13 protein-coding genes are annotated in these 12,056 nt (G+C 53.9%); 1 reads left to right on the forward strand and 12 read right to left on the reverse strand.

Annotated elements, in window-relative coordinates; translation table 11 throughout:
- Positions 1-237: 237 nt before the first annotated feature.
- The 5 genes from PMI41_RS19795 to PMI41_RS19815 form a co-directional block, all read right to left on the reverse strand.
- The gene (locus PMI41_RS19795; protein WP_052025949.1) at positions 238-1,065 is read right to left on the reverse strand and encodes a DUF4167 domain-containing protein; all 828 of its coding nucleotides are present in this window, start codon (positions 1,063-1,065) and stop codon (positions 238-240) included.
- A 316-nt stretch (positions 1,066-1,381) separates the two neighbouring features.
- Complete coding sequence (gene prmC / locus PMI41_RS19800) at positions 1,382-2,263, reverse strand: peptide chain release factor N(5)-glutamine methyltransferase (RefSeq protein WP_008127828.1); 882 nt, start codon at positions 2,261-2,263, stop codon at positions 1,382-1,384.
- Positions 2,250-3,329 carry a peptide chain release factor 1 gene (gene prfA, locus PMI41_RS19805; RefSeq protein WP_040856143.1) on the reverse strand — a complete coding sequence of 360 codons (1,080 nt, stop codon included), beginning with the start codon at positions 3,327-3,329 and terminating at the stop codon, positions 2,250-2,252. Before prfA ends, prmC begins: the two co-directional genes overlap by 14 nt.
- 7 nt (positions 3,330-3,336) lie before the next feature.
- Positions 3,337-5,577 carry a phosphoenolpyruvate--protein phosphotransferase gene (gene ptsP, locus PMI41_RS19810; RefSeq protein WP_040856147.1) on the reverse strand — a complete coding sequence of 747 codons (2,241 nt, stop codon included), beginning with the start codon at positions 5,575-5,577 and terminating at the stop codon, positions 3,337-3,339.
- Between the two features lie 137 nt (positions 5,578-5,714).
- Entirely contained in the window at positions 5,715-6,968 is a 1,254-nt protein-coding gene (locus PMI41_RS19815; protein WP_008127831.1) for an aspartate kinase, read from the reverse strand.
- A 190-nt stretch (positions 6,969-7,158) separates the two neighbouring features.
- Between PMI41_RS19815 and ubiG the strand changes: the two genes are divergently transcribed.
- Positions 7,159-7,902 (forward strand): bifunctional 2-polyprenyl-6-hydroxyphenol methylase/3-demethylubiquinol 3-O-methyltransferase UbiG, encoded by a 744-nt coding sequence (ubiG, locus tag PMI41_RS19820; protein WP_008127832.1) that lies wholly within the window; start codon positions 7,159-7,161, stop codon positions 7,900-7,902.
- A gap of 9 nt (positions 7,903-7,911) precedes the next feature.
- Here the strand turns inward: ubiG and PMI41_RS19825 are convergent, their stop codons facing one another.
- The 7 genes from PMI41_RS19825 to PMI41_RS19855 all read right to left on the reverse strand — a co-directional run bounded on the left by PMI41_RS19825 (position 7,912) and on the right by PMI41_RS19855 (position 12,006).
- The gene (locus PMI41_RS19825) at positions 7,912-8,280 is read right to left on the reverse strand and encodes a helix-turn-helix transcriptional regulator (protein WP_008127833.1); all 369 of its coding nucleotides are present in this window, start codon (positions 8,278-8,280) and stop codon (positions 7,912-7,914) included.
- An 8-nt stretch (positions 8,281-8,288) separates the two neighbouring features.
- Positions 8,289-8,540, reverse strand: a complete 252-nt coding sequence (locus tag PMI41_RS19830) for a type II toxin-antitoxin system RelE/ParE family toxin (protein WP_008127835.1) — start codon at positions 8,538-8,540, stop codon at positions 8,289-8,291.
- A gap of 94 nt (positions 8,541-8,634) precedes the next feature.
- On the reverse strand, positions 8,635-9,531 hold the full coding sequence (locus PMI41_RS19835) for a DMT family transporter (protein WP_008127836.1): 897 nt from the start codon (positions 9,529-9,531) through the stop codon (positions 8,635-8,637).
- Between the two features lie 60 nt (positions 9,532-9,591).
- Positions 9,592-10,005 carry a DUF1178 family protein gene (locus tag PMI41_RS19840; protein WP_008127837.1) on the reverse strand — a complete coding sequence of 138 codons (414 nt, stop codon included), beginning with the start codon at positions 10,003-10,005 and terminating at the stop codon, positions 9,592-9,594.
- Entirely contained in the window at positions 10,002-10,868 is an 867-nt protein-coding gene (locus PMI41_RS19845; RefSeq protein WP_008127838.1) for a carbon-nitrogen hydrolase family protein, read from the reverse strand. Before PMI41_RS19845 ends, PMI41_RS19840 begins: the two co-directional genes overlap by 4 nt.
- A 10-nt stretch (positions 10,869-10,878) precedes the next feature.
- Complete coding sequence (gene grxC, locus PMI41_RS19850; RefSeq protein WP_008127839.1) at positions 10,879-11,148, reverse strand: glutaredoxin 3; 270 nt, start codon at positions 11,146-11,148, stop codon at positions 10,879-10,881.
- A 78-nt stretch (positions 11,149-11,226) separates the two neighbouring features.
- Positions 11,227-12,006 carry a ComF family protein gene (locus PMI41_RS19855; RefSeq protein WP_008127840.1) on the reverse strand — a complete coding sequence of 260 codons (780 nt, stop codon included), beginning with the start codon at positions 12,004-12,006 and terminating at the stop codon, positions 11,227-11,229.
- Positions 12,007-12,056 lie beyond the last annotated feature (50 nt).

The following is a 12,056-nucleotide window of genomic DNA, read 5'->3' on the forward strand; positions in this document are numbered from 1 at the left end:
AGCTTGTCGAACCACGCATAAGAATTGTGCCGATTATCTTACCACACGAGGAGAGATAATCCGCATCGGCCCTTACAGCCACCGGCCTTTTTCATGCCTAACCATCCTGAGCTTGTCGAAGGGCTAACCACGCACTACACCAATGCTCTGGCACAAGTGCATCACACTTAATAAAAATAATGAAAACGCCACCCGCAGGTTTCCCCACGGGTGGCGCATAACTCATTTCAAATCAAATCAAACGTCCGATTCGACTGCAGCCCGGCGTTTCTTGACCTCGGCAACGATACTTGCCGGTGAAAGATCATTCGCTGGTTCCGGGGCACTGGCGGCCACGCTGCTATCCTCGGTTGTGCGAGGTTCGCGCGGGCGAGCAGGTCTGCGACCACGGGGTGAGCGACGAACTGCTGGCTTGGCCTCTTCACCTTCTTCTATGGCGGCTGCCGCTACCTCAACTTCCTCACTCTGAGGAGGCTGGGCCTGTGGGCGACGCTGGCTGACAGTATCGTCATCATAGGCAACTTCGGCAGGTGTGCCTTCGATAACCGGCTGGGGTCCGCTGCCATTGATCTGCTGGTGCACGACGCGTTCAGGGCGGTCACGACGATCCGAACGTTCCGGCCGGTCAGAGCGGTCCTGACGTTCATGGCGTGGCTGACGCTCCTGGCGATCCTGACGTTCCGGCCGCTCCTGACGTTCAGAACGATCCTGCCGCTCGGGACGCTCCTGGAATTCCGCCTCGTTGTTAACAACGTTGTTGCCGTCTTCTTCGTAACTGTTCTCGTCATCCTGCTCCTGATCATCGCGATCGTCGCGCTGATACTGGACAGGCGCCGCAGCTTGTGCGGCAAGAATGATACGATTGTAATGTTCTGCGTGCTGAAGATAATTTTCAGCCATCACGCGATCACCCGCGCTTTGTGCATCGCGCGCAAGGGTGGTGTATTTTTCTGCTACGTGTTGAGCATTTCCTCGAATTTTAACGTCGGGACCGTTGCTCTCGTAATTACGGGAAAGTGGGTTAGGACCTTTGCTGCGGTTATTGTTGTTACCGCGTCCGCGCATGCGCCTATTCTGCTGTACTGGCCTCATACTTATCTCTTTTCAGAAAATCAGGGGCGCTCATTTGCTCAACATTCGAGTCAAAAAGCTTCGCTTCTCAAGTGCCGATCTGAAGCGCGCCCCGCGCTTCAATCGCATCCAAAGTTCATAAAACTTTTGTGCTACCGCAAAAAACATTCCTCCAAAACAAATGTTGGGAGAAAACAAACCCTCAGAAATTTGCGTATCAATTATCTTGATAGGCAGAACCAGAGTTGTTCGGTTTCGAGCGGTATCTGGAAACTAGCGGGCTTCTTTGCAAATTCCAAGCCTTTTTTCATTATTTTTCATTTGCTGTGAACAAAAGCGCTCGTTCGTGTCCGCCCAAATCTTTCTTCACATCGTGTAGAACGAAATTCTGGCGCGAAAAAATCGTCTCAATATCTTCTCGCTGCCCGGCTCCGATTTCCAATGCCACGGCTCCCCCTGGCCTCAGATAATGATGGGCGCTTGCGGCAATGATGCGATATGGATCAAGACCATCCGCACCACCATCAAGAGCCTTGACGGGATCATGTAAGACAACCTCGCGTTGCAAGTGCTCGATATCAGCCGCCGGTATGTAGGGAGGATTGGAAATAATCATGTCATATGAACCGGTTAGCTCAGAAAACCAGTCTGACAGCAGCGCGGCGAAGCGTGAGGAAACACCAGCAGCCCCGGCATTTTTGCGCGCTGTTGCAAGGGCGTCGGCTGATATGTCAACGCCCACGGCGCGCAGTTGCGGAAGTTGATCAAGGAGAGCCAAAGCAATGGCACCCGTGCCCGTGCCAAGGTCAACAATATCGGCAAGCTCAAAGGTGGAAATACGTTCTTGCAAGAACGGCAAGGCAAGCTCGACAAGAGATTCCGTGTCCGGACGCGGCTCCAGCGTTTCTGTGGAAAGACTCAACTCAATTCCGAAGAACGCACGCTTCCCGATGATGCGATGCACGGACTCCCCGTTGATTCGGCGGGCAAGTACGGCTTGAAGTGTTTCATATTCATGCTGCCCGATCACGCGATTCGGATTACGGATCAGTTCCAACTGATCGCAGCCGGTGGACCACTCAACCAAAAGACGAGCATCCAGATCAGCAGATTCGATCGCCGCTTCGGTAAGGACAGCTCGCGCCTGCCGCAAAACTTGCGCCAAGGGGTGACGGTTATCAGAATCCGTCATTCATCTGCGCCAGCAAGGCTGTCTGATAATCGGAGATCAGCCCGCCAATCAATTCATCCAGATCACCTTCCATAATGCGATCCAGCTTATAAAGCGTCAGGTTGATCCGATGGTCGGTTACCCTGCCTTGCGGGAAATTATAGGTACGAATGCGCTCCGAACGATCCCCTGAACCGACCTGGCTGCGGCGCGCTTCAGAGCGTTCACTGTCCGCCTTTTGCCGCTGCATATCGAACAGACGCGAGCGTAGCACCTGCATAGCGCGGGCGCGGTTTTGATGCTGGGATTTTTCCGCCTGCACCACGACAATTCCGGACGGAATGTGCGTGATACGAACAGCAGAGTCCGTAGTGTTGACGTGCTGTCCGCCTGAGCCAGACGCGCGCATAGTATCGATGCGGATATCATCGGGGCGAATCTCGATGTCAATTTCCTCGGCTTCCGGCAGGACGGCAACTGTGGCCGCCGATGTATGAATACGCCCGCTGGCTTCCGTGTCCGGAACGCGTTGAACGCGATGAACGCCGGATTCGAATTTCAGCTTGGCGAACACGCCCCTGCCCGAAACCATGGCGATGACTTCCTTGTAGCCGCCAGCTTCGCCATCGCTGGCCGATATCAGTTCAACCCGCCAGCCATTGGCAGAGGCGTAACGCTCGTACATGCGGAAAAGATCGCCACCGAAAAGCGCAGCTTCCGACCCACCTGTTCCGGCACGAATTTCGAGGATGGCATTGCGCTCATCCGCAACATCCTTGGGCAGGAGCAGAACCTGTATATCCTGCTCGAGAACTTCAATACGCTCTTCAATTTCCGGCAATTCCGCTTCGGCAAGTTCGCGCATATCACGATCGGTGGATACATCATCCAGCATTGCCTGAAGATCAGCAGCTTCACTGCGAGCGGAAAGGAAGTCGCGGATCTTGAACACCACCGGTTCAAGCTCGGAATATTCTGACGCGAGCTTTACATATGTTTCGGAATCGGGATTGCTCGCCATCTGCGTTTCCATCATTGAAAAACGCTTCAGCAGCTGATCCATACGATCCTGCGGAATAGACATCAGATTAGCCTCACAGTGATATGCCTGCCCGCTCTGCAAATTTGGTCAGGACGTGGCGCAGCGAGCCCGTATCGCCATGATTGTTCATCGCATCCGCAAGCTGAGTTCCAAGCTCATTTACATCAAGAGAGCCGAGCATCGCCTTTATCGGGCCGATGGAAGCAGGCGACATCGAGATTGAGCGGAAACCGAGCCCTAGCAGAGCCAGCGCCGAAATCGGCTTTCCGGCCATCTCACCGCATAGCGTCACATCGGTATTATTGCGTATGCCCGCCTCAACGATCTGGCGAAGCACACGCAGGAACGGCACAGAGAGATTGTCGAAGCGATTTGTAATGATCGAATTGCCACGATCCACTGCCATGACAAACTGGAAAAGGTCATTGGAGCCGACGGAAACAAAATCCACGACGGACATCAATTCATCGAGCTGCCAAAGCAATGACGGCACTTCCACCATTGCGCCGATCTTCACCCGTGTCGGCAGATTATGCGCAAAACGCGACAGATGCTGCACTTCGCGATTGATCAGTTCACTGGCTTTGCGCACTTCCGCAATTTCGGTGACCATTGGCAGCATAAGCCGCAACTCACGCCCGCCTGCAGCTTTCAGCAAGGCACGAACCTGCGTACGCAGCAGCCCCGGGCGATCAAGAGTCAGGCGAATCGCCCGCCAGCCCAATGCCGGGTTTTCCTCATTGGTCTCGCTACGGAAATAGGGCAACACCTTGTCACCACCAATATCGAGCGTGCGGAATGTCACCGGCTTGTCGCCAGCGGCCTCAAGCACGGAGCGATAAAGCCGCTCCTGCTGCTCTGCGCGCGGGAAAGTTGAGGCGACCATGAATTGCAACTCCGTACGGAACAGCCCGATCCCGGCAGCACCAGCTTCAACGAGTTGCGGCAAATCCACCAAAAGACCGGCGTTCATCAGCAAGGTGATGGGTATACCATCTCTGGTTACCGATGGGCGATCACGCAATTCGCGATAGAGGGCCTGACGCTTAGCGCGGAACTTGACCTTTTCGGAATAGGCCGCTTCCACGTCTGATTGCGGACGCAGATGCACTTTGCCATCATCGCCATCGACAATGATCGCATCGTTGTTTTCAGCCATGGACACAACGCCTTTGACCTGCCCCGCCACGGGAATACCCATGGCGCGGGCAACGATCACCACATGGCTCGTCGCAGCTCCGTCTTCCAGCACAAGACCACGGAGGCGTTCCCGAGGATAATCCAGCAACTCCGCCGCGCCCATGGAGCGGGCAACGATAATCGCATCCTTGGCCAATGATCCGGCCATTGTCTTCACATCGCGACCCATCAACTGGCGCAGCAAGCGATTTGCAAGATCATCGAAATCGCTCAGCCGCTCGCGCATATAGGGGTCCGTCAGATGCATCATGCGGGCGCGTGTATCACTCTGCACCTTCTCGACCGCTGCTTCTGCTGTCAGGCCGTTGCGGATCGCTTCTTCGAGACGCCGCACCCAGCCATTGTCATGGGCAAACATGCGATAAGCTTCCAGCACTTCGCGGTGCTCGCCCTCGAATGCCACATCGCGGCGCGACAGCATATCATCAATGGAAACCCGCAATGACCCAAGCGAGCTTTCAAGCCGGTCGATTTCAGTATCGATGTCTTCGTTGAACAGATTGGTGACGACGATACGCGGCTCGTGCAAAACCACATGACCAAGGCCGACGCCATCATTGAAAGCGCTGCCGGAAAAGCTCATGGGCTTGCCCATGTCAAGTTCGACGCCTGGACGGGCAAGCCGAGTAAGGCTACCGGCCGCTACCATTTCCGCCAGGACCATGGCCGTAGTTTCCAGCGCTTCTATTTCGTCCTCACGATAAACCCGCTTTGTCCTGTTCTGCACCACCAGAACGCCAAGGGTGCGACCTGCACGCAGGATCGGCACGCCGAGGAACGAGTTGTAAATCTCTTCGCCCGTTTCCGGCAGATAGGCGAAGGCCGGGTGGGTCTGCGCATCGGTCAGATTGAGCGGGCGCGCGCTTGCAGCAATTGTACCAACGAGACCTTGCCCGAGGCGCAATTGTGCCAAATGGACGGCAGAAGGGTTCAATCCTTCAGTTGCGTACAATTCAAGCACGCCGTCAGAGCGCAACACGTAAAACGAGCACACTTCCGCAACCATGTTCTGCGCAATATCGCGAACGATACGGTCAAGCCTCTCCTGTGGCTCAAGAGCCTCCGCCATCAATTCGCGGAGCCGCTTCAGCATGACACGAGGGCCGGTTGTCTGCGGCGTTGGCACCCATTCGCTCCATAGCAATTATTGACAAGGCCGGAATGACCTTGCCAATCTCATTGATAAATTATGTCAGCCGGCAAAAGCAGCGGCAAACAGAATCTCTGTTATCAATGCTTATCCAGACCGTACACAGAATGCAAAGTGCGCACTGCAAGTTCCGCGTATGGACCGTCGATTAGAATGGAAATCTTGATTTCCGACGTGGTTATGGCACGGATATTGATGCCCTTGTCAGCCAAAGCACGGAATGCCGTGGCGGCAACACCCGCATGGCTGCGCATACCAATGCCGATAACCGATACTTTGACCATGCCGGCTTCCGACTGGATAATGTCACAGCCGATTTCAGCTTTTACCTTTTCCAGTACGGCAAGCGCCTTGTCGAGATCGCCCGATGGAACGGTAAATGTCATGTCGGTCTTGGTACCGTCTTCAGATACATTCTGTACGATCATGTCGACGTTGATATGAGCTTCAGCAAGCGGGCCGAATATACCTGCGGAGATACCCGGGCGATCCGCAACGCGGCGCAGCGATATCTGCGCTTCGTCCTTGGCATAGGCAATTCCTGTAACAACCTGCTGTTCCACGATTTCTTCCTCGTCGCAAATAAGAGTACCGGGCGGATTGATCAGATCACCCATGCCCGGTGCATCGGGGTCTTCGAAACTGGACCTGACAAATGTGCGTACTTTGTGCACCATGGCAAGCTCGACTGAACGTACCTGCAACACTTTCGCACCCAATGAAGCCATTTCGAGCATTTCTTCAAACGAGATGCGGGAAAGGCGTCGAGCCTTGGGCTCAACCCGCGGATCAGTGGTGTAGACGCCATCTACGTCCGTATAGATATCGCAGCGGTCTGCTTTAACGGAAGCTGCAATGGCAACAGCGCTGGTATCCGAACCGCCCCGTCCAAGTGTTGAAATGCGATTATCCGGGCCAATTCCTTGGAACCCGGCAATAACAGCAACTTGACCTTCCTTGAAACGTTCAATCAGGAAAGAGCCATCAATGTCGGTGATACGCGCTGCCCCATGCGCGTTGTCCGTCTTGATGGGTATCTGCCATCCCTGCCACGAGCGGGCGTGAACGCCCATCCCTTGCAAGGCAATTGCCAAAAGGCCCGCCGTCACCTGCTCGCCGGAAGCGACAATCGCGTCATACTCGCGCGCATCGTGCATGGGTGAAGCCTGACGGGTCCAGGCTACGAGTTCGTTGGTTTTTCCTGCCATGGCCGAGACGACGACTGCTACTTCGTGGCCGGCATCGACTTCACGTTTGACATGCCGGGCCACATTACGGATGCGGTCGATATCGGCCACCGAAGTGCCACCGAATTTCATCACAATGCGAGCCATGGGAATTACCGTTCTGGAAAGGCCTGAAATTATATTGGAAGAGAACCAGTTGAATGAACAAGTTCCGCGCCAGTTGAATGCGGCTTCCCATAACCAAATTATGACATAACTGCAAGAACGCGGGACGATTTGCGCCTTGACATTTTTTCCCCGAAAGGGCCACTCGATAGGGACAGCAAAGGACAAGGCAATGGCCCAGGCAGAACGCAGTACAATTGATGCCGCAGAAGTCGAGCGTTTTTCACGCATGGCAGCGGAATGGTGGAACCCTCAGGGCAAATTCCGGCCTTTGCATAAATTCAATCCAACGCGTCTTGCCTACATCAAGGAAAAGGTCTGCGCTCACTATAATCTTGATCCCAATAACCCGCAGCCGTTTAAAGGTCTGCGCTTTCTGGATATTGGTTGCGGTGGCGGATTGCTATGCGAACCCATGGCACGTCTCGGCGCAACTGTCGTCGGTGCCGATGCTGGCGAAACAAATATTGAGGTTGCCAAAATTCATGCTGCGCAAAGCGGACTGGACATCGACTATCGCGCAACGACAGCTGAAGCTCTGGCGGAAGCCAGTGAAAAGTTCGACGTCGTTCTGAACATGGAAGTGGTCGAGCATGTGGCCGACGTTGACCTTTATATGTCTGCTTGTTCGCAGATGGTCAAACCAGGCGGGATGACCTTTGTTGCCACCATCAACCGCACATTGAAAGCACTCGGCCTTGCAATCTTCGGCGCAGAATATGTGTTGCGGTGGTTGCCGCGTGGCACGCATCAGTATGAAAAGCTGGTGCGTCCGGAAGAGTTGGAAACTGCACTCGGCGCTGCAGGCCTGACAGTTACTGAAAAAGTCGGCGTAACCTACAATCCCTTTGCCGACAGTTGGAACCGCTCTACCGACACCGATGTGAATTATATGGTTTTGGCGGTGCGGTCGTAAGAACTTGTTCTAGATAATATCGTCCAACGAGACTTTAAGTATCTCAGCAAGTTGCTTCATGACAGATAGGCTGCCGTCTTTCTTGCCGGTTTCGATTTCCGACAGATAGGCTGCGCTTATCCCGGCTTTGGCAGCGAGGTTCTGAGCTGAAAGCTTTCTATATTGTCGCCAGACGCGAAGCGGGTTTTCGCCGTCGAGAATCCTGTAGGCAAATTCGGCAGGAATAAGCTCTTCTTCACCCGACGCAAGTTTGGCCTTGAAGCGATCAAAAGCAGCAACATCCTGAGCCATTTCACTGGCTTGAATAAGCTTGTCATATTCCGCTCGGGGAAGGATGACCATTTCATCGCCATTTGGGGTTGTAAAAGGAATGTTCATTTCAACTCCTATTCGTAAATTCCGCCGCGTGGACCGATCGAGATAATAGCAATGACAGTCCCGTCGTTTGTAAATATCACACGCCAATCGCCAACACGAAGACGGAACCCATTTCGACCCTGCAATTTAACCACATTCTGAGCCTGAGAGGCGGGGTTGTTTGCATATTGCTCAATCTTAAAACGAATACGCTCTGCTTCATTCACTGGAATTCTTTGAAGGGCTTTAAACGCAGCTCTACTGTAGTTTACAAGTTTCATTAAATTTAGCCTATGGCTAATATAAGTCAATTAATCTTAGAAAAAATATATGTTCCGATAGCATCTACTTTAAAGAATTAGCCAAAGGCTAATTTCAATCTGCCTTGGCTGCCATCAACTGAGCCCGCGTCGTCATACCGACGCCAATAGTGATTACGGCTGCGCCGAGCCAGGTTGCCAGCCCGTATGCCTCACCCAAAAACAGCGTGCCGGCAAGTAGAGCCACCGCCGCACCGACATATCCTATCTGGCTGAGATAAACCGGGCCACCAACTGCCTGCAGTCGGAAGTAGAGCGCAAACATGCAGGTCGAGGCGAGTATCTGCGCAACAACCAGCCAAGGCACATTGGCCAATGGCGCTACGGGAAAGCCGCCCGTTATAAACAGGATCGCGGGAACAAGCATGATCGCAGTTGTAATGTGGCTCCCGGCCGCAAGCTCTGTCGGGTCAGCCCCCTTCGGCCAGTCTATAGTACGATAGACATTGCCGAGAGCAAGGATAACCGGGATGAGCAAGCCAATAACAACCCACAGCGGTTCGGCAGGCTGCCCCACCTGCCCTCGTGTGAAACCGACAATAACCGCCCCGATGAAACCCACCAATATGCCCAAAAGCCCCAGCAGGCTCGGGCGCTTCAATTTGAACAGTACCGAAAGCATGAGTGTGAAGACTGGCGAAAGCGTATACATGATACCGGTATAGCCCGCCCCAAGATGCGGGATAGCCGAGAGCGTCATCAGATTGGGCACGGCGTAGGAAATGAAAGCGGCAATGATGTAGTAGCGCACCATATGCGCATCAAGCCTTGGTCGTTTTCCAACAATGAGGAATGCAGCCAGCAATACAGCGCCAGCGCCCGTCGATATGACGAAAGCCCAAAGCGAAGGCTCAATACCGGCGGCAAACGCCAATTTGCCAAAAGGTAGCGTCAAACCCAGGAAAGAGCCTGTGAGGACGAGCAACAGCGGCGCGGAATTCAGGAATCGCATGAAAATTCACCCGGAATGGCAGGAATCAACCTGTGCACAATAGACCCCGGTCTATTCTGATCAATTACGATCTTCCGGGAAAATCGGCAGTGGCATGACATCCACGCCGTCTTCAAGCAAAGCCTCTACATCCTCATGCGTGGCTTCACCATAAATGCCTCGCGCCTCAGCCTCACCGAAGTGAATTTTGCGGGCCTGTTCAGCAAACTCCGTACCGACATAATCCGCATTGTCGCGAACCTTCTTGACCATTTCCTTCATTTCCCTGGCCATCTGACTCATGGCAATGGCGATCTTTTCCTTCTGTCTACCGGTAGAGACTGAAGGGGCCATAAGGGCTTTGCCGACTTTATGCGAACCGCACGAAGGGCACGTGACGAGACCTTTTCCGACTTGGGAATCGAAATCATCATTGCTGCGGAACCATCCCTCGAATTCGTGTTCCTTATCGCAGTGGAGGGAAAAACGGATCATGAGGCGTCTGCCAGCCTCTGGCTTTGGCCATCATTCTCCACAAGAACACCAAATGGACGGGCATTCTTCAGGTTGGGTACTTTGGCGCGGGCGGCCGAACTCAACGCCGGATCGATATCAGCAATGATAATGGCCGGGTCCGCATGCGCAGCTTCTGCCAGCACCTCACCCCATGGAGCGACAATAATTGAATGGCCGAATGTTTCGCGGCCATCTTCATGGACGCCGCCTTGTGCGGCAGAAATCATGAAAGCGCCATTCTCGATTGCGCGCGCCCGCTGCAGTACATTCCAATGGGCTTCACCGGTCTGGCGTGTAAACGCTGCAGGGGCCGTGATGACTGAAGCGCCAGCCAATGCCTGTGCCCGGAACAATTGCGGAAACCTGACATCGTAACAGATTGCCAAGCCAAGCTTGGCAAACGGCAGATCAAGAACCACCGTATCGTTGCCCGGCGAATACACGGCGGATTCACGCCAGCTTTCGCCATTGTCGAGATCAACATCGAACATGTGGATTTTGTCGTAACGCGTAAGGATGTTGCCATCCGGCCCGAAGAAAAATGCACGATTGGCAATCTTGCCATCATCACGCGCAATAGCCGTCGAACCTATATGAAGATGAATTTTGTGCTTTGCTGCCAACTCGGAAGCGGTCTGGACAATGACGTCATCGCTCTCGCCTTTCAAAACGCTGGCAAGAGCATTGCGGTCACGCTGCAAGGCACCAGTCATTTCCGGTGTTTGCACATAGACCGCGCCTTTACCGGCAGCCTCAGCTACATAGACTGCAAGATCAGCGGCATTACGTTGCGGGTCGACACCCGAACGCATCTGGATAGCAGCAGCACGAAATACACTCATTCTGCAATCCTCAAGCGAGTTCGCCGGTTTTCAGAAGACCGTCGAGACGACCCTGACCCTCAAGCGCAAAAAGATCGTCACAACCGCCAACATGTGTCTTGCCGATAAAAACCTGCGGAAATGTCGTACGGCCATTGGCGCGCGCCAGCATTTCCTGACGTGCATTGGGCTCTACAGTCGCATTGTGTTCGACAAATGCCACGCCCTTCTTGTTTAGAAGGCCAACAGCAGCTGTGCAATAGCCACATCCATTACGCGTATAGATCGTCACATCGACCATTATGGTACTCCAGATTTTTTTCTTATATAGGCGTGAAAACCCTATGGGAAAAGACCCGTTTATTGCGTCAAAACCGGTCTAGACAGACAATTCGTCCCCCAGAACACGCCCAAACGTCAGCACATCGACGTTTTTCGCGCCAGCACGCTTGAGCGCCCGGGTTGCAGCTTTCACCGTGGCCCCTGTGGTGTAGACATCATCAATCAACAGGACATTGCGCCCCCGCACCTTGATCTCCTGCGAGCTTGAGGCCTTGAACGCGCCGCGAACATTTGCAAGACGATCATTCAGACCAAGCCCCACCTGTTGCCTGGTTCTTCTGATGCGTTGGAGGGCCTCGGGCTCAAATGATTTCTTGCTGGTGCCAGCCAGATATCGGGCTAGCTCTGCCGACTGATTGAACCGGCGCATCCAGAAGCGATGCGCATGCAGAGGTACCGGAATAATAACATCGCAATCATCGATCAGTTCGCGCCCTGCCCGCGCCATCCACCCGGCCATCCATCGGCTCAGATCGGTACGGTCATTATATTTGAGCCTGTAAACCATGTCGCGGATCACACCATCATAGACTGCAACGGATCGGGCGCGCGTAAAAGGGGGTGGATCAGCGATAGCCTCAGCAGAATGTATTTCCGCACCCAGATCGTGACTGAACGGAATTCCCAACACCGGGCAGTAAGGCTTCTCGATAAACCTGACCTTGGACCAACAGGTCCCGCATAGGGAACCCGGCTCGGCGACGTGCTTGTCACATCCGGCACAGACCGGGGGAAACAATACCCCGAACAATTCGCGCGCAGCGCTACGCGCCAACCCGCCAAGACTTGTCCGGATATTTTTCCCGATAGTTTTCATTGCAATTCGAACTCAAGCGACGCATCTACCAGGGCAACTATACATTGATC

The organism is Phyllobacterium sp. YR531, from assembly GCF_000282595.1.
Lineage (GTDB): Bacteria > Pseudomonadota > Alphaproteobacteria > Rhizobiales > Rhizobiaceae > Phyllobacterium.

Excerpts from the sequence above, each read along its gene's own strand:
- PMI41_RS19845 (WP_008127838.1), bottom strand. The coding sequence starts at position 10,868 with ATGAGTGTATTTCGTGCTGCTGCTATCCAGATGCGTTCGGGTGTCGAC.
- PMI41_RS19795 (WP_052025949.1), bottom strand. The coding sequence starts at position 1,065 with ATGCGCGGACGCGGTAACAACAATAACCGCAGCAAAGGTCCTAACCCA.
- grxC (WP_008127839.1), bottom strand. The coding sequence starts at position 11,148 with ATGGTCGATGTGACGATCTATACGCGTAATGGATGTGGCTATTGCACA.
- ptsP (WP_040856147.1), bottom strand. The coding sequence starts at position 5,577 with ATGCTGAAGCGGCTCCGCGAATTGATGGCGGAGGCTCTTGAGCCACAG.
- PMI41_RS19835 (WP_008127836.1), bottom strand. The coding sequence starts at position 9,531 with ATGCGATTCCTGAATTCCGCGCCGCTGTTGCTCGTCCTCACAGGCTCT.
- PMI41_RS19855 (WP_008127840.1), bottom strand. The coding sequence starts at position 12,006 with ATGAAAACTATCGGGAAAAATATCCGGACAAGTCTTGGCGGGTTGGCG.
- PMI41_RS19840 (WP_008127837.1), bottom strand. The coding sequence starts at position 10,005 with ATGATCCGTTTTTCCCTCCACTGCGATAAGGAACACGAATTCGAGGGA.
- PMI41_RS19815 (WP_008127831.1), bottom strand. The coding sequence starts at position 6,968 with ATGGCTCGCATTGTGATGAAATTCGGTGGCACTTCGGTGGCCGATATC.
- prmC (WP_008127828.1), bottom strand. The coding sequence starts at position 2,263 with ATGACGGATTCTGATAACCGTCACCCCTTGGCGCAAGTTTTGCGGCAG.
- ubiG (WP_008127832.1), top strand. The coding sequence starts at position 7,159 with ATGGCCCAGGCAGAACGCAGTACAATTGATGCCGCAGAAGTCGAGCGT.
- PMI41_RS19825 (WP_008127833.1), bottom strand. The coding sequence starts at position 8,280 with ATGAACATTCCTTTTACAACCCCAAATGGCGATGAAATGGTCATCCTT.
- PMI41_RS19830 (WP_008127835.1), bottom strand. The coding sequence starts at position 8,540 with ATGAAACTTGTAAACTACAGTAGAGCTGCGTTTAAAGCCCTTCAAAGA.